We start from the raw sequence: 16,368 nt of genomic DNA, 5'->3' as shown, positions 1-16,368 counted from the left end.
ATGGTGGTGGCTAGAGACTGCCGGCGGTGATGAAATGCCGGATCGCCGCTTCGAGCTGGGCTTGCTTAGGCGAGGGCTGATCGGGTGCCGGTTTGGAACCTAGCGCTTCCCCGATCCGCACGCCTAGCTCTGTCTCGCCGAGCGCCACCAGAATGCCGTCGCGCCCTGCGAGTTGGCAGACGGTGGCGACCTGATGATCGTTGCGATGCTCGCCAAGGTCGGCGCGGCGCGGCATCAGCACGATCGGCTTGCCCAGCCGCTGCGCCGTCAGCACCGTGCCGATCCCGGCATGACTGACGAGCACCCGCGCCCGGCTCGCCAGCTCTTCGAACCGGGTAGGGGCGAGCGCTTGGTGCGCTTCCATATTCGCCGGGCGATACTCCCCACGACCGGTCTGCGCGACAACCTTCATACCGAGTTCGGGCGCCAGCGCGTCCATCGCGCGGATCAGCCGATCGAAGCCCAGCTGCATGCCGACCGTCACCAGGATCACAGCACCGCTCCGCGATACTTAACCGCTTGGCCGTCGGCGAGATGTTGCCATTGCGTCAGGCATTCATGCGCCGTCCGCCGCGACAATTTTCCGCACATCGAAAGCTCTTCGCCGTTGGCGACGCTGTCGATCCAGAGCGTGCGCGCGCCGAGCATTCGCCCGGCCAGCAGACAGAAATAGCCTGGCGCCGCTCCGGTCGAGAGAACGATATCGGGGCGCAGTCGCGCTACCAGTGCGAGGGCGCTCGCGGCGCACCGAGCGGCCCTTATCGGTGTGTTCTGATTGCAATCGGGCAAGTGCGCCGCATCCGCGATGCCGTGCTGACTGGCCGCGGCCGGATCGGTGGTCGCAAAGGTGACGTCGTGGCCGGCAAGCGCGCTGCGCAGCCGCATCAGCTGCTCCCAATGACCGCCGCCCGAAGCCACGGCCAGCACCTTGCGGCTGGAATGCGTCATGTCGCTGGGTTGCGTCCTCGTGCGGTTTGCTGCGGGCGCGTCCTATTGGCGAGCGGTGCGGCGCTGTCAATTCGCGCATTGCCCCAGATCGCTACACATCGCCTTGCTCTCGCCGGGGTGAGCGGGCAGACAGGCGCGCGTTCGCAAGACATCGAGGGAGAGATGCGATGGGTCCGCTCGAAGGGCTGAAGGTGCTGGAATTCGCGGGGATCGGGCCGGGGCCGCATGTCGCCATGCTGCTCGCCGATCTCGGCGCCGAAGTGGTGCGGGTCGATCGGCCGGGCGGGGGCGTCATGAACCCGGTGGTCGAACGCGCGCGCCATCGCCTGACAGCCGATCTCAAGAGCGAGGAGGGGCTGGCGCTGTGCCGCGACGCGGCCGCCAGCGCCGACGTGCTGATCGAAGGATTGCGGCCCGGGGTGATGGAGCGGCTGGGGCTCGGCCCGGACGAATTGCTCGCGGCCAATCCGCGCCTTGTCTATGCTCGCATGACCGGTTGGGGCCAGGACGGCCCGCTCGCCCATGCCGCCGGGCACGACATCAACTACATCGCCATCACCGGCGCGCTCGATGCGATCGGCAAGGCGGGAGAAAAGCCAGTGCCGCCGCAGAACCTGATCGGCGATTTCGGCGGAGGTTCGATCTATTGCGCGTTCGGCATTCTCGCCGCGCTTTACGAACGCGAACGCTCGGGCAAGGGACAGGTTGTCGATGCGGCGATCATCGATGGCGTCACCAGTCTGATGAGCTTCTTCTCCGGACAGCCCGAGGGCGCGATCCGCACGACCGAGCGTGGTAAGGGCTTGCTCGGCGGCGGGGCGCATTTCTATCAATGCTACACCTGCAAGGACGGCAAGGAGATCGCGCTGGGATCGATCGAGCCGCAATTCTACGCCGAACTGGTCGCGCGCACCGGGGCGGAGGAGATTGCCGAGGGCCAGATGAACCCGGAAAATTGGGACGATTACGCCGAGAAGCTCGCAGCGCTGTTCAAGACCAAAACGCGCGAGGAATGGAACGATCTGCTCGAAGGCACCGATGTCTGCTACGGCCCGGTCCTCGGCCTCGACGAGGCGCGCGAGCATCATCACATGAAGGCGCGCGGCGCCTATGTCGAGCACGACGGCATCTGGCACTCCGCGCCCGCCCCGCGCTTTGGCCGGACGCCCGGCAAGGTGCGATCGAGCGACAATGAAGGCGAGGATGTGGTCCGCCGCTGGCAGGAAGGGGCGCGGGGCTGATGGCGGGCAAGTTCTTCGACGAATGGCAGGTGGGCGACCGGATCGAGCACGACATTCGCCGCACGGTGACCGAGACCGACAACCTCCTCTTCTCGACCATGACCCACAACCCGCAGCCGCTCCATCTCGACGTCGAGGCGGCCAAAAAGAGCGGGTTCGGCGAGATCCTGGTCAATTCGACCTTCACCTTCGCGCTGCTGGTTGGCCTTTCGGTCGGCGATACGACATTGGGGACGCTGGTTGCCAATCTCGGCTTCGACAAGGTGGTGACGCCCAAGCCGGTTTTTATTGGCGATACGATGCGGGCGCGCAGCGAAGTGAAAGCCCTGCGGCAGAGCAATTCGCGGCCGGAAGCCGGGATCGTCACCTTCGTTCACGAATTGCTGAACCAGCGCGACGAAGTGGTGTGCCGCTGCGAACGCTCGGCTTTGTTGCAGAAAAGCGCATAAGGTCAGGAAAGACCCTGCATCTCGCGCATTGAGGTTAGCGAGATGGCGAAAACGGATCAGAAAGACGCCAATTCGATCGGCGATGTCGTCGACGGGCTGGACGAGCTCGCCGGCGAAGAGGACAAGGTGCGCATCGGCGATGTGCTCGACAAGTTCGGCAGCCGCAGTTTCGCGCCGGTGATGCTCGTGCTTGCGCTGATCGAGATCAGTCCGGTGGGGGCCATACCCGGTGTCCCCACTTTCCTTGCGCTATGCGTCGCGCTGGTCGCGGTCCAGCTGTTGTTCGGACGCGATCATATCTGGGTGCCCGGCTGGATCGAGAACCGTTCGGTCTCGTCCGACAAGATGGACGGGGCGACCGACAAGCTCGACGGTATCGCCAACAAACTCGACAAGCTCTCGATCGATCGGATGACCTGGCTGACCAAAGGCCCGGCGGTGCAGGTTGCGGCCGGCATCATCCTGCTGTTGTGCTTCGCCGTCCCCCCGCTCGAAGTGCTGCCATGGGCCAGCGCCGCGCCGATGTTCGCTATAGCGATTATCAGCGTAGCCCTGATGGTGCGTGACGGGTTGGCCATGCTGATCGCCTACATTATCGCCGCCCTGGCGACGACAGGGGTGGGCTTCTGGTTCTTCAGCTCGGGTGGCTCGGGCTCCGGCGGCGGCTTCCTGCCATTCTAGAGCGCCTGGGCGTTGTCCGCTCGGCTCTCGTCTTCTTCCGCCGCATTGCCGCCCAAGGCCTGCCACAACAGGATCCGCGCCCGCTCTGCCCGGCCGATCGCCGCTGCCGCGCGCTCCCCGCTGGCGTCGGCGGCCCGCCGCGCTTCGAGCACTTCGAGAAAGTTCGATAGGCCCGCGCTGAAGCGCACATTGGCGAGCCGGGCGGCGCGTTCCAGTTCATCGCTCTCGCGCGCGGCAAGCTCGGCTTCCGCATCGGCGGCAGCAATCAATCCATACGCCTCCTCGGCCTCGCCCAGCGCTTCAAATACCGCGCCGCGATAGGCCTGAAAGGCGATCCGCTTGTTCGCGGCGGCACCATCGATTTCCGCTTCGATCCGTCCGAAATCGAACAGCGGCGCGGCAACGCTTGCGGCGAGCGTGCTGACGAAGGAATCGTCATCGAAGAAATCTTCGGGATCGAAGGCCAACAGGCCGACCACCGCCGAGAGTGTCAGGCGTGGAAAGCGCGCGCGCGAAGCGGCCGCAAGATCGGCATCGGTTGCTGCAAGTTCCGCTGCCGCGGCAAGCACGTCCGGCCGATTGGCGAGCAGTTCCGACGGGAGCGCTGCGGGCGGCTGGGTCAGAGTCATCGCCTGATCGGTCCGAGCCAGCGCGGCGCTAACTTCGCCGGCCGACGCGGCGGTGAGCGCGACGAGCCGCCCGATCAGCCGTGCGCGTTCGCTTTCGAGCGTGGCGAGGCGGGAGCGCGACGCGCTTGCCGCCGCCTGCGCGCGCACCCGGTCGAAGCCGGGCGCGATGCCGGCTTCCTCCCGCACCCGCGACAGATCGACCAGGCGCGTGGCGGCAGCAACGTCCTGCTCCAACGCCGTCTGCCGCGCGGAAAGCGTGCGCCAGTCGATCACGCTGCCCGCGATTTCCGCCAACAGCGCGTTGCGCACCGCGAGGGCCGAAGCGCTTGCGCTGTCGATCCGTGCGATCGCGGCGCGTTCCTGCGCGCGCAATTGGCCGAAAATGTCGGGATCCCAGCTCGCCGTCAGGTTCGCGCCATAGGACGTTTGAACCTCGGGAATGAAGCCGGCACCCGCATCGCCGAACTGCGCCGGGTTGATGCGGTTGCGAACGACGCTGGCATCGGCGGTGACATTCGGCAGTCGCTCCGCCCCGGCGCGTTCGGCCTGCGCGCGGGCACCGTCGATCCGCGCCAGAGCCTCGGCCAAGGTCGGGCTGTCCGCGATGGCCGCGCTCGCCAGCACCACGAAAGCGGGGTCTTCGGCGGGAAGCAGGGCTGCCACTTCGCTCGACACAGCCTCGTCCGGTGCGAAAAAGAATGCATCGGGCAGGGCGGGCGGCGGAGTGGCGATCTCGGGCGCGGGTCCTGCGACGCAGGCGGCGAGCGTCAGCGACGCCGCGGCGGCGGCGAGGCAGCGAGGCAGGCATATGCCTTGCGCCTGTGCGGGATCTCGCAGCGCCATCGTCCTACTCCCCTTCGCTCGCAGCCGCGGCGGCAGGGATGAAGGCGTCGATCTGCTGGCCGACGCGGAAGGCGTCCGAAGCGGCGCTTTGCGGCAGGCGGTAGATCAACTGCAACACGCGCACATCGACCCGTTCGCTAGCGCTGTTGGTGAGCGACCTCTTGGGCACGACCTGCGGCTCGGCGCGGACGAAATCGGCTTCGACGCGAATTTCCGCCGCGCCGCGCGGACTGACGATGGCCGGCGCGCCCAGTTCGACGCGCGAGGCTTCGTTCTCGTCGATATCGACCCGAACGTGCATTGGGTTGGTCTGACCCATCTGGATAAAGGGCTGCGTGTTGCCGCCCCCTTGCGTGGCGACGAATTCGCCGGGACGGATATTGACTGCAAGGATTTCGCCCGCAATCGGCGCGCGTACGGTCAGTCGGCCGAGCTCGGTGCGTGCGGTGGCGGCGCGCGCCTGCGCCTGCTCGAGCCGGGAGCGGGCAAGCTGCAGGCGATTGCCCGCACTCGCCGCATCCCCTTCGGCGCGGATGACCTCGCTGCGGCTGACCGCGGCGGGGTCGGAGAGATTGTCGTAAAGGGCGAGCTGTTCGCGAGCGACCCGGCGCGCCGTTTCCGCTTCGCCGATCGCGGCGCGTGCCTCGCGGATTGCGGCCTCGGCTTCGCGGATGTCGGCGCGCACCGCGCGATCATCGACTGTGAAGAGCGGCTGACCCTTTTCCACCCGGTCTCCCGGCTCGACGCGCAGATCGGTGACCAGCCCCGACAGCGCAGAGCCGATATCGATCACCTCGCTCGAGGGCTCGACGATCCCCGCGCCCGCCACGCGCGCCGCATCGGCCAGCGCGCCGGTCGGCTTGGGCGGTTCGCTGGCCGGCTCTGTGATCTCGCGATCGGGCAGTCCTGTGAAGATGTAGATCGCCCCGGCGACGATCCCGATCAGGGCGAGGATCGGCAGGATCTGGCGCGAGAAGCTGACGTTAGAAGGGAGGAGGGCCATAGGGGTCTCTGTGCGGTTGTGGCGTGTACGAATTTGGGGCGGGGTCAGTGTCCTTCGGGCATGTCGGTTCCGTCATGGGTGACGCGCCCGTCTTCGAGAACGAGGATACGATCGGCGAGGTCGAAAATGCGGTTGTCGTGGGTGACGATGATGCAGGCGCGATCTTCGGCGACGGCCACCTCGCGCAGCAGGTCCATCACGCGCCGGCCAGAGCTTGCATCGAGCGCCGCGGTCGGCTCGTCGCAGACGACCAGGCGCGGTTCGTGGACGAGGGCGCGGGCGATGGCGACGCGTTGCTGCTGTCCACCCGAAAGCTGGTTGGGCAGCTTTTCCGCCTGATCGCCGATATTCAGCTTCTCAAGCAGCTCTTTCGCCTTTTTGCGCGCCGGCTCGATATCCATTCCCTGTGCGATGAGCGGCACCGCGGCGTTGGCGGCGGCGTCGATCGAGGGGATGAGATTGTACTGCTGGAAGATGAAGCCGATATTCTGGAGGCGGAAATTGACGAGCTCGCTGTCGCTCAAATCGTAGATGTCGGTGCCGAAGACCTTCACTTCGCCATCGGTCGGCCACAGGATGCCGCACATGATCGAGATCAGCGTCGTCTTGCCCGATCCGCTCTCGCCCACGACATAGGTCATCTCGCCCGAACGGATGTCGGCGTCGATCCCGTGGAGGACGCGGATGGTCGTCTGCCCGGCCTCGAAATCGCGCGTGATCCCGCGCGCGCAGATCGCGGTTTCGCCCTCGACGCTGGCATCGATGGATTGCGCGTCGTCCTGCGTATCTGCCTCGCTGCTCATCTGAACACCGCCGCGGGTTCGGTGTTCATGACGTTGCGCAGCGAGATCCAGCCGGTCAGCGCGAGAATGACGATCACCGCGACGAGGCTGACAAGCGGGATCTGCCAAGGGATGTAGAAGCCCTTGAAGGTCGGATTGTTGGAAAAACCGTAGATGAACAGCACCGTGCCGACGACCCCGAGCGCATAGCCGATCGAGCCGACCAGGCCCGCCTGCGCGATCACCATCCCGGCGATCTTGCGATTGGTGACGCCAATCGCCTTCAGGGCCCCGAATTGCTTGATATTGTCGCGGATGAAGAGGCTGAAGGTGAGGCCCACGATCGCCACCCCAACAATGAAACCGAGCGCGACCGTAATCCCGAAATTCAAGGGAATGCCGGTGTTCTCGATAATGAAATCGATCCCAGCCTCGGCGAATTCCTCGCGGGTTTCGGCCTTGAGGCCGGTCTGGTCCTCGATCCGCTGCGCGACCGCCGCCGGGGTCTCGCCATCGCGCACGCCTGCGAGCACGAAGGAGAGCCGGTTGCGCGTCCCGGGCACATAATTAAGCGCCTGGCTGTACTTCGTGTAGAGCGTCACCTGACTGGTGAAGCTCGGGATGGCATCCGCCACTCCGCGGATAACGGCGCGCTGGTCGTTAAGTTCGAGTCTCTGCCCGATCGGGTCCTCGCCCGGCTCGAACATGTTGGTGATACCGACATCGTCGATCACCACCGTGTCTGGGGCGGAGAGGATGGTCTTGGAGCTTTCGGAAAAGCGATCGGGCAGGCCGATCAGCGTCGCATCGTCGACCCCGATGATCGAGACGCCTTCGAGATCGCCGGTGCTGGTGCGGACATTCGCATTCGCGCGAAGATGCGGGACAGCCCATTCGACACCCTGGACGGACCGTACTTCGTCGAGCGCGGTCGAAGGCATCTCGTATTTGACGTCGGTCGTTCGGCTGACCGGGTCCATCACCCAGATTTCCGCCTCTGGAGCGTTGTAGACGCCGCTCGCCCCGCGTTCGATGAGATTGACGAAGATCGTCAACTGCTGCGTGATCAGCAGGGTCGAGAAAGCGATGCCGAACAGCAGCCCGTAGAATTTCTGGGCATCGCCGGTGAGCATGCGGATCGCGATCCAGAGCATGGGTAGGAACTTTCCTCACGGGCGAGGGGTTGCGGAAGGGAGACGATGCGACAATAATGAACGGTGTCGTTCAATTGAACGGAGTCGTTCACTTTGTCAATCGCCAATGATCCGCCCGCACAAAAAAGGATCGGCCGACCGGCCGACGCCGCAAAGCGTGCCGGGATTGTCGAGGCGGCGTCGAAGAGCTTTTTCGAGGATGGGTTCGCGGGCACCTCTATCGAGCAGGTGGCCGCCGATGCGGGCGTCTCCAAGGTCACGATCTACAATCATTTCGGCGACAAGCGCGGTCTGTTCGCCGCCGCGGTCGAACGCGAATGCGAACGGATGGGCGGCTATTTCAGCCTTGAGAAGACCCCGCCGGGAACGATCGCACAGCGGCTGGCAGCGATCGCGCAGGCGATGGTGGAATTCCTCTCCCGGCCCGAGATGATTCAGTTCGATCGCCGCATCGCCGCCGAAACCGCGCAGGACCCGGCGATCGGCGAAGCGTTCCTGGAGGCGGGACCGTGGCGGATGAAGGCCGATTTCAGCGCCTGGCTGGCGCGCGCTGCCGCGCACGGCGAATTGCGGATCGCGGATCCCGATCTCGCCGCCGAACAATTCGTCGCGCTGGCCAAGGGCATGGGCGATCTGGAACGCCGGTTCGGTGCGCAGCCCAGCGCCGAGGACAACGAGCGCCGGCTGAAGGGCGCGGTCGAGCTGTTTCTCGCCTCCTATGGCGTGGACTGAGACGGCGATCCGTTATCTTGCCATTCACCGGCGCACGCCTACATTGTGGGGACAATCAAGGAACCCGAGCAAATGAGCGAGCAGAACGACCCGAACCAGCAGCCCCCCGAAGGACAGAACCCCTGGGTAAAGCAATTGATGATCTGGGGCGGCATTTTCATGGCGCTGCTGCTGGTCGTCTCGCTGTTCAACGGCGGATCGCAGGCGACCGGAACGGGCATTGCCTATTCGGACTTCCGCGACCAGGTTGCGGCGGGCTCGGTCGCCGAAGTGCAGCTGGGTGAAGACATCATCACCGGCACGCTCAAGAACGGCCAGAGCTTCAGCACAGTGCCGGTTCCCAGCGACCTGCAGATCACCGAGCTGCTCGAGGAAAACGACGTCCAGTTTACCGGGCTCGAGCGTGAGGAGCCCAACGTTCTTCTCTACATCCTCATCCAGTCGCTGCCCTTCATTCTGATCCTCGGCATCGCGTTCTTCGCGCTTCGCCAGGTGCAGAAAGGCGGCGGGGGCGGCGCGATGGGCTTCGGCAAGTCCAAGGCGAAACTGCTGACCGAACGCTCGGGCCGCGTTACGTTCGAGGATGTCGCGGGCATCGATGAGGCGCGCGAGGAGCTCGAGGAAATCGTCGAGTTTCTGAAGGATCCGCAGCGCTTCTCCAAGCTCGGCGGCCAGATCCCCAAGGGCGCGCTGTTGGTCGGTTCGCCCGGTACCGGTAAGACGCTGCTTGCCCGCGCGATCGCAGGCGAAGCCGGTGTGCCGTTCTTCACCATCTCGGGCTCCGACTTCGTCGAGATGTTCGTCGGCGTGGGTGCCAGCCGGGTTCGCGACATGTTCGAACAGGCTAAGAAGAACAGCCCCTGCATCGTCTTCATCGACGAGATCGATGCCGTGGGCCGTAGCCGTGGCCATGGCCTGGGCAATTCGAACGACGAGCGCGAGCAGACGCTGAACCAGCTACTCGTCGAAATGGACGGGTTCGAGGCGAATGAAGGCATTATCATCATCGCCGCGACCAACCGTCCCGACGTGCTCGACCCCGCGCTGCTGCGCCCGGGCCGTTTCGACCGCCAGGTCGTCGTGCCGGTGCCCGATATCGACGGGCGCGAGAAGATCCTCGGCGTCCATATGAAGAAGGTTCCGCTCGCCCCCGACGTGAACCCGCGGACCATCGCGCGCGGCACGCCCGGCTTTTCCGGTGCGGACCTCGCCAATCTCTGCAACGAGGCAGCGCTTCTGGCGGCCCGCCGCAACAAGCGTCTGGTGGCGATGCAGGAATTCGAGGACGCCAAGGACAAGGTCATGATGGGCGCCGAGCGTCGCTCCATGGTCATGACCGAGGACGAGAAGAAGATGACCGCCTATCACGAGGCCGGCCACGCGCTCGTCTCGCTGAACGAGCCGGCATCGGACCCGATCCACAAGGCGACGATCATCCCGCGCGGCCGTGCGCTGGGCATGGTGATGCGCCTGCCCGAGCGCGACAGCTATTCCTATCACCGCGACAAGATGCACGCGAACCTTGCCGTCGCGATGGGCGGACGCGTTGCCGAGGACATTATCTTCGGACACGACAAGGTGTCGAGCGGCGCGAGCGGCGATATCCAGTACGCGACCGATCTTGCCAAGAACATGGTCACCAAGTGGGGTATGTCGGACAAGCTCGGCCCGCTGCAATACGAACAGCAGCAGGAAGGCTATCTTGGCATGGGCCAGTCGGCACGGACCATGGCCGGGGCCGAAACGAACAAGCTGATCGATGCCGAGATCAAGCGGCTGGTCGAGGAAGGTCTCGCGCGCGCGCAGGAAATCCTGACCGACCAGGAGGACAAGCTCCATCTGCTTGCACAGGCGCTACTCGAATACGAGACGCTGACCGGCGAGGAGATCGACGCGCTGATGAAGGACGGCAAGATCGACCGGCCCGACGAACCGCGCGGACCGATCGCCGCCAAGCCCGTGCAGGGTTCGGCCATTCCCAAGGCCGGCAAGCGTTTCGGCGGGAAGAAGGCCGGTGGCGACGAGGCGCCGCAGGGCGCGTAAATCTTCCGTAGCGGACAGGAAGGGGCGCGGCAGGGACGACCTGCCGCGCCCTTTCTGCTGGTTTGGAACATTAAAGGAACATGGGCGTTGATCCGACAAAGGAGATAATGCAATGACCTCGATCGATACTGCCAACGAACGCCCCAAATCGAACCCCGCCGGCAATGCCGAAAAAGCCCCCGACAACTGGACCACGGGCGACGAGCCGATGACCGGCGCGCAGGCGAGTTACCTCAAGACGCTAAGCGAAGAAGCCGGGCAGCCCGATGCGTTCGATCCCGACCTGTCCAAGGCGGAGGCTTCCAAACGGATCGACGCGCTGCAGGACAAGACCGGGCGCGGCTGACCCCGCCCCGCTGGGACGTTAGAAGGCGCCGAGCAGCAACAGGCTTTGCAGGAAGAGGATTACGACGATCCAGATGAAGGCGCTTAGCACGAGCAATCGCCAGAACGCGGAAAAGCGGCTGAGTTCGTAGGTTCCGCGAAGATGTTTGTAGAGGTGGATCGGCGGCACGAAAGCGATGAGAAGTCCCGCCAGCCATTGCAGCGAAGGGATCGTGAAGAGTACCGACACCACGATGAACAGCAGCGAGGTGAATGCCAGCGAGTAGGTCACGAAAATCGCGTGATCGTAGGCCTTGAAGCGCCGCTTCCAGGCGAAGATCAGCCAGACGAAGGGGATCGAGAGCAAAATGAGTAGCCAGCTGAATTTGTAGGCGTTGGCCTGCAACTTGTAGAGCATGAGGCCCGGATTCTCTTTCCACTTCTTCGCCAGTCCATCGTCGATCCAGTCTATGCCGGTTGCGCCCATCGTCACCCGCGCGTTTCCGCCGCCGTCCATCGGGATGACGCGCGTCCCATCGGACCGAACCTCGATTTCCGGCCTCTTCGCATCTATAAACGGAAGGTCCGCCATGGCCGACAGACCTTCGAGCTCGCCCTCTAGTTCCGCTTTTCTCGTTTCGAGATCGCTGCGCTCTTCCTCGTCGAGTGTGTCGGCGGCCAATTCTTGCTCGATCTCGCGCAGCGTTCGTTCGTTGTTCTCGATTGCCGAGCTCAAAGAGCTTTCGACCTGATCAATGCCGACCTGATCGTCGAAGGTCGCGGGCGTGCTCAGCCCGATCATCTGGAAGATCGCGAACATCGCGAAGACGCTGAACAGGAACATCGCCATCGGGCTGACGAAGTCGGCGCGTTCGCCTTCGATGTAACGGCGCGTGAGCCGACCGGGCCTGAACGTGAGCAGCGGCAGCGTGCGCCAGAGCTTTCCGTCGAGATGCAAGACGCCGTGGATGAGGTCGTGACCGATTGCCGAAAGCGTGCGGTGGATATGCGTTTTCTGGCCGCAATTGGGGCAGAAATTACTGTCCGCCCTCGCGCCGCAATTCAGGCAGATGTCGTCTTCGCCCGTTGCCAGTGAGGGATCGAAAACGGCCTTTTCGCGATCCGCTTCGCCATGCTTGGGTTCGACGGCGCGGCCGGTCAGCGCGCCTTCGATCGCGCCGCCTATCCCCTCTGCAACATCGCTCATCGTACGCCGCCCCGTACAGCTTAACGACCGCCACTATAGCGCACGCGGCGATGTTGCCAAATTCGGCGCTGGATGAAAGGGCGCGGTTCAGCCCTTGGCGAGCTTGCGCTCGATCGCGGTCCACAACTGCGCAAAAGCGCGCGCCGCGGGGGACCGGGGGGCGAAGTCGCCGACCGGGCGCCGCTCCACCGCGCATTGCTCGACCGCGCTTGCAAGCGGCACGATCGGCCATTTCGGGTTGGCGTCGCGCGCTTCCTTGTGCAGGTTTCGCCGCATATCGATCATCGACAGGACGGGCAGGATCGGCGGGTGCTTCTTGCCCGATCCGCGCACTTCCTCGACCACCTGTTCGAAGGCGCGGCTCGAAAGCGGCGAGGGCGGCAGCGGGACGATCACGAGATCGGCGGCGCGCATGACCTGCGCGCTGACTTCGCTCAACACCGGAGGGCAGTCGAAGACGATCCGGTCATATTCCTTGCCGAGGCCCTCGACGAGCTTCGCCAGCCGCCGTTTCTTGCCGAGCTGTTCGAACTGGCGACCAAGCGTGCGGATGCTCTCGTCCGCGGGCAGCAGATGGAGGCCCTCATAGGCGGTTTCGCGGATCAGCTTGGCCGGTGGCTGATCGCGCTCGAACACGCTTTGCGCGGCGCGTTTCTTGCGCGGATCGACGCCCAGCAGAAAGCCCGAACCGCCTGAGGCGTCTAGGTCCCAGAGAAGCGTCCGGCGACGCGATATGGTGGCGGCGCACCACGCGAGATTGACGGCGAAAGTAGTTTTCCCGACCCCGCCCTTGACGCTGTACACCGCTATCGACGCCATTGGGGCCTCACCAATTCCTTTCTCGCAAAGATCGCTATGCCCGGTGATACAATGTTACGCCCGGCGCTTCGAAAGGCAAGTCCGATCGGCGCGGCGGCTGCTCCAGCCCCGCCTGCAGCGTGCGACCTATTCAGCGTCCACGAACGAAAAGGGCCGCCCGAAGGCAGCCCTTATTAGCGTCCAATCTGGCCGATCGGGTCAGCCGTCGTAATCCGCCCCGATCGAGGTCGAGCGCGTCGGCGCGCTGGCGGTGATCCGCAGCGCTTCGGCCGACTGGCTGAGCGAACCGATTTCGTCGGCATCGTCCTCGTCGTCGGGCAGAATCTTTTGCAGACTCGTAACCAGCGATTCCTGCAATTCCTTAGGCTTGATCGTCTGTTCGGCGATTTCGCGCAGGGCGACGACCGGATTCTTGTCACGGTCGCGGTCGATCGTCAGCTCGCTGCCGCCCGAAATTTCGCGCGCCCGCTGCGCGGCGAGCAGGACGAGGTCGAACCGGTTGGGAACCTTGTCGACGCAATCTTCAACGGTAACGCGTGCCATCTGCCGGGCCTCTGAACTGTAGCAATGTCGGGAATAGCGAGCCTCGCAGCTAGGGATATCGGAGCGCCGAGTCAAGAAAATGAGAACTTCGCCCTGCCTCGTGCATTGACATTTCATGGCCAAAGACGACGCACCCGATCCCAAGACTTCGCCGACGAGCGATTACCAGGATAGCGAAAGCTTCCAGGTCGAGGCGTGCGATCATGTTTTCACCTTCTACCCTGCCGGATCGGACCGCCTGGAGGCATTGCTCGATCACATCGCGCAGGCTGAACAGACGCTCGATATCTTCTACTACATGTTCCAGGACGATCGATCCGGGACGAAGGTGCGCGATGCGCTCGTCGATGCGGCGAAGGGCGGGGTGAAGGTCTCGCTTATTGTCGATGATTTCGGATCGGATGCGCCGCCCGAATTCTTCGAACCCATCGTCGATGCGGGCGGCGCATTCGCGATCTTTTCCGCCGACTGGAATGTGCGCTACCTCGTGCGCAATCATCAAAAGTTCGCCATTGCTGACAATATTCGCGTCATGACCGGCGGGTCGAATGTGTCGGACCACTACTACAAGCCGCCAAGCGAAAACGGCTGGTGCGATCTGGGTGTCGCGATCGAGGGCGAGATCGCCGAAAAATTCACCGAATGGTTCGAGCTTCTTTCAGAATGGAGCCGTAGCGACGGCTCGCAATTCCGCCGCATTCGTAGGATGATCCGCAATTGGGATCCGGGTTCGGGCGATGTGCAGCTGCTCATGGGCGGTCCGCTGATCCGCCGCTCGCACTGGTCCTACCGGTTCAAGCGCGACATGGTGAAGGCTTCGCGGCTGGATATGGTCACCGCCTATTTCGGTCCTCCGCGCAGTTTCCGCCGCGCCATCGCTAAAGTTGCGAAGCGCGGCAAGGTGCGCCTGATTGCGGCCGGCAAGTCCGATATCGACGGGACGATTTCGGTCGCGCGGCTATTCTACAACCGGCTGATCAAGGCGGGCGCGGCGATCTACGAGTTCCAGCCCTGCAAGCTGCACATGAAATTGCTGGTGGTCGACGATCACAGCTATTTCGGCAGCGCCAATCTCGATCGACGTTCGGTGCGGATCAATATCGAGCTGATGGTGCGGGTCACCGATCAGGCGATGGCGAAACGGCTGCGAGAATTCGTCGACCACCTTCAGGAGGCCAGCATTGCCGCCGACCGCGACTGGTACAGGCAGAATTCCAGTCTCCTACGCCGGATCGGCTGGCGCCTTTATCACTGGCTGTCGCTGGCCGATTACCGCGTCGCGCGGGTCGCCGTGGCTCAGCCTTCGCCCCAGTCCGAATAGTCGCGCAGATTGGGCGAGGTGAACTTGGTGATCTCGCTTTGAAAATGGAGCGGGACGTTGCCGGTCGAGCCGTGACGCTGCTTGGCGACCATCAGCGAGGCCTTGTTCTTGACCTCGAGATATTCCGCCTCCCACTGCGCATATTTTTCCTGCGCCTCGATCGAGCTCGAGCCGTCGGGATTGGGCATGTCGGGGCGAGTGGCTTCTTTGTAATAGTCGGCGCGGTAGATGAACCAGACCATGTCCGCATCCTGCTCGATCGAGCCCGATTCCCTGAGGTCCGACAGCATCGGGCGCTTGTCGTCGCGCTGTTCGACCGCGCGGGAGAGCTGCGACAGCGCGATGACGGGGACGCTAAGCTCCTTGGCAAGGGTCTTGAGCCCGCGGCTGATCTCGGAAATTTCGTTGACGCGGTTGTCGTTCGCGCGCCCCGACCCTTGGAGCAATTGCAGGTAATCGATGACGATCAGCCCGATATCGTGCCGCCGTTTCATCCGCCGCGCACGCGTGCGCAGCGCGCCGATGGTGAGCGCGGGTGTGTCATCGATATAGAGCGGCAATTCGGCGAGCCGCTGACTGGCGAAGGACAGCTTCTGGAAATCGTCGCGACTGAGCGAGCCGGAACGCAGGGCTTCTGAAGATACTTCGGACTGCTCGGCGAGGATACGGGTCGCGAGCTGGTCGGCGCTCATTTCTAGGCTGAAGAACGCTGTCGGAGCACCGTAATTGTGCTCGCCGCCCTCGCGCTGCCACTTCAGATGTTCCTCGGCGCAGTTGAAGGCGATGTTGGTCGCGAGGGAGGTCTTGCCCATGCCCGGACGTCCGGCGAGGATCACGAGATCGGAATCGTGAAGGCCGGCGGTCTTCTGGTCGATCACTTCGAGCCCGGTGGTCTTGCCCGACAGCCCGCCGCCCGAATTCATCGCCGCCTCGACCATCTTGATCGCGGTCAGCGCGGCATCGCGGAAGGTCGCCGCCTCCTTGCCCGTCGCTGCGCCCTCGGCGACACGGTAAAGGTCCGCCTCGGCCTGCGCGATGCGATCGACCGGACTGGTATCTTGCGAGGTGTCGAGCGCGCCTTCGACAAGACCGCGCCCGACGCTGACCAGTTCTCGCAGTAGCGCCAGGTCGTAGATTTGCTGCGCCAATTCGCGCGGCGCGAGCAGCCCGGCGCCATTGGCAGTCAGCTGTGCAAGATATTTCGGCCCGCCCAGTTCCTTCAACGCCTCGTCCGCCTCGAAGTGCGGGCGCAGGGTAACGGGCGAGGCGGTCGCGTTGCGTTCGATCAGGGCGAGAATGCGCTCGTAGATTCGCTCGTGCAGCGGCTCGAAGAAATGTTCGGGGCGGATCGGGGTCTGCAATTCCTCGATCACCCGGTTGTCGATCAGCACCGCGCCGAGAAACGCCGCCTCCGCCTCGAGGTTGGAGGGCAGCTTGCGCGCGGCGTCGTCGGCGTCTTCGACGAGCGAGAGGGGGGTGGGTTCGGCCATGAGGAGCCCTTCATCGCGGGCGCGCGGCAATCGTGCAAGCGCTACGCCGCGCCGAAATGCAGACTTGCCTTGTGGATAGCGGGGATGGCCGCCGAGCATCGCGGCGGGGCGAGCCGCTCGTGGGATTTGCGTAAGACTTGAAGTGTGGCCCTCCGATCT

At 64.2% G+C, this 16,368-nt stretch carries 17 protein-coding genes; 7 read left to right on the top strand and 10 right to left on the bottom strand.

Going from position 1 to position 16,368, the window contains the following annotated elements:
* Nucleotides 1-10: 10 nt before the first annotated feature.
* Both V2I30_RS09280 and V2I30_RS09275 read right to left on the bottom strand, forming a co-directional pair.
* Complete coding sequence (locus tag V2I30_RS09280) at nucleotides 11-493, bottom strand: glycosyltransferase (RefSeq protein ID WP_330661856.1); 483 nt, start codon at nucleotides 491-493, stop codon at nucleotides 11-13.
* Entirely contained in the window at nucleotides 490-948 is a 459-nt protein-coding gene (locus V2I30_RS09275; protein WP_330661855.1) for a glucuronosyltransferase, read from the bottom strand. The genes V2I30_RS09280 and V2I30_RS09275 overlap by 4 nt, the downstream gene beginning before the upstream one ends.
* 167 nt (nucleotides 949-1,115) lie before the next feature.
* Between V2I30_RS09275 and V2I30_RS09270 the strand changes: the two genes are divergently transcribed.
* Genes V2I30_RS09270 through V2I30_RS09260 form a run of 3 tightly spaced genes read left to right on the top strand, consistent with a single transcriptional unit; the run spans nucleotide 1,116 to nucleotide 3,319 of the window.
* Complete coding sequence (locus V2I30_RS09270; protein WP_330661854.1) at nucleotides 1,116-2,189, top strand: CaiB/BaiF CoA transferase family protein; 1,074 nt, start codon at nucleotides 1,116-1,118, stop codon at nucleotides 2,187-2,189.
* On the top strand, nucleotides 2,189-2,638 hold the full coding sequence (locus V2I30_RS09265; protein WP_330661853.1) for a MaoC family dehydratase: 450 nt from the start codon (nucleotides 2,189-2,191) through the stop codon (nucleotides 2,636-2,638). Before V2I30_RS09270 ends, V2I30_RS09265 begins: the two co-directional genes overlap by 1 nt.
* A 42-nt stretch (nucleotides 2,639-2,680) precedes the next feature.
* Nucleotides 2,681-3,319, top strand: a complete 639-nt coding sequence (locus V2I30_RS09260; RefSeq protein ID WP_330661852.1) for an exopolysaccharide biosynthesis protein — start codon at nucleotides 2,681-2,683, stop codon at nucleotides 3,317-3,319.
* Here V2I30_RS09260 and V2I30_RS09255 read toward each other — a convergent pair.
* From V2I30_RS09255 to V2I30_RS09240, 4 genes are read right to left on the bottom strand one after another with little or no spacing between them, the layout of a single operon-like run.
* A complete protein-coding gene (locus V2I30_RS09255) occupies nucleotides 3,316-4,791 on the bottom strand; it encodes an efflux transporter outer membrane subunit (protein ID WP_330661851.1) in 1,476 nt (491 codons plus the stop codon). The two genes, V2I30_RS09260 and V2I30_RS09255, sit on opposite strands and share 4 nt — an antisense overlap.
* A 4-nt stretch (nucleotides 4,792-4,795) precedes the next feature.
* Entirely contained in the window at nucleotides 4,796-5,794 is a 999-nt protein-coding gene (locus V2I30_RS09250; protein WP_330661850.1) for an efflux RND transporter periplasmic adaptor subunit, read from the bottom strand.
* 44 nt (nucleotides 5,795-5,838) lie between these two features.
* Nucleotides 5,839-6,597, bottom strand: coding sequence for an ABC transporter ATP-binding protein (locus V2I30_RS09245; RefSeq protein ID WP_330661849.1), 759 nt, complete (start codon nucleotides 6,595-6,597; stop codon nucleotides 5,839-5,841).
* Nucleotides 6,594-7,730: an ABC transporter permease gene (locus V2I30_RS09240; protein ID WP_330661848.1), complete on the bottom strand. Its 1,137-nt coding sequence runs from the start codon at nucleotides 7,728-7,730 to the stop codon at nucleotides 6,594-6,596. The genes V2I30_RS09245 and V2I30_RS09240 overlap by 4 nt, the downstream gene beginning before the upstream one ends.
* Nucleotides 7,731-7,823: 93 nt before the next feature.
* Between V2I30_RS09240 and V2I30_RS09235 the strand changes: the two genes are divergently transcribed.
* The 3 genes from V2I30_RS09235 to V2I30_RS09225 all read left to right on the top strand — a co-directional run bounded on the left by V2I30_RS09235 (nucleotide 7,824) and on the right by V2I30_RS09225 (nucleotide 10,851).
* Nucleotides 7,824-8,462 (top strand): TetR/AcrR family transcriptional regulator, encoded by a 639-nt coding sequence (locus tag V2I30_RS09235; RefSeq protein ID WP_330661847.1) that lies wholly within the window; start codon nucleotides 7,824-7,826, stop codon nucleotides 8,460-8,462.
* 72 nt (nucleotides 8,463-8,534) lie between these two features.
* Nucleotides 8,535-10,505: an ATP-dependent zinc metalloprotease FtsH gene (ftsH, locus tag V2I30_RS09230; RefSeq protein ID WP_330661846.1), complete on the top strand. Its 1,971-nt coding sequence runs from the start codon at nucleotides 8,535-8,537 to the stop codon at nucleotides 10,503-10,505.
* 112 nt (nucleotides 10,506-10,617) lie between these two features.
* Nucleotides 10,618-10,851, top strand: a complete 234-nt coding sequence (locus V2I30_RS09225) for a DUF3072 domain-containing protein (RefSeq protein ID WP_330661845.1) — start codon at nucleotides 10,618-10,620, stop codon at nucleotides 10,849-10,851.
* 18 nt (nucleotides 10,852-10,869) lie between these two features.
* Here V2I30_RS09225 and V2I30_RS09220 read toward each other — a convergent pair whose 3' ends face one another.
* The 3 genes from V2I30_RS09220 to rpoZ form a co-directional block, all read right to left on the bottom strand.
* Entirely contained in the window at nucleotides 10,870-12,036 is a 1,167-nt protein-coding gene (locus V2I30_RS09220) for a DUF3667 domain-containing protein (RefSeq protein WP_330661844.1), read from the bottom strand.
* An 87-nt stretch (nucleotides 12,037-12,123) separates the two neighbouring features.
* The gene (locus V2I30_RS09215; protein WP_330661843.1) at nucleotides 12,124-12,855 is read right to left on the bottom strand and encodes a ParA family protein; all 732 of its coding nucleotides are present in this window, start codon (nucleotides 12,853-12,855) and stop codon (nucleotides 12,124-12,126) included.
* Nucleotides 12,856-13,053: 198 nt separating this feature from the next.
* Nucleotides 13,054-13,398, bottom strand: coding sequence for a DNA-directed RNA polymerase subunit omega (gene rpoZ, locus V2I30_RS09210; protein ID WP_330661842.1), 345 nt, complete (start codon nucleotides 13,396-13,398; stop codon nucleotides 13,054-13,056).
* A 115-nt stretch (nucleotides 13,399-13,513) separates the two neighbouring features.
* Between rpoZ and V2I30_RS09205 the strand changes: the two genes are divergently transcribed.
* Complete coding sequence (locus V2I30_RS09205) at nucleotides 13,514-14,719, top strand: phospholipase D-like domain-containing protein (protein ID WP_330661841.1); 1,206 nt, start codon at nucleotides 13,514-13,516, stop codon at nucleotides 14,717-14,719.
* Here the strand turns inward: V2I30_RS09205 and V2I30_RS09200 are convergent.
* Nucleotides 14,695-16,209 (bottom strand): replicative DNA helicase, encoded by a 1,515-nt coding sequence (locus V2I30_RS09200; protein WP_330661840.1) that lies wholly within the window; start codon nucleotides 16,207-16,209, stop codon nucleotides 14,695-14,697. The genes V2I30_RS09205 and V2I30_RS09200 overlap by 25 nt on opposite strands.
* Between the last annotated feature and the right edge of the window lie 159 nt (nucleotides 16,210-16,368).

This window comes from Erythrobacter sp. (assembly GCF_036351135.1).
Taxonomy (GTDB): domain Bacteria; phylum Pseudomonadota; class Alphaproteobacteria; order Sphingomonadales; family Sphingomonadaceae; genus Erythrobacter.
This window is presented reverse-complemented; position numbering and strand designations above follow the sequence as displayed.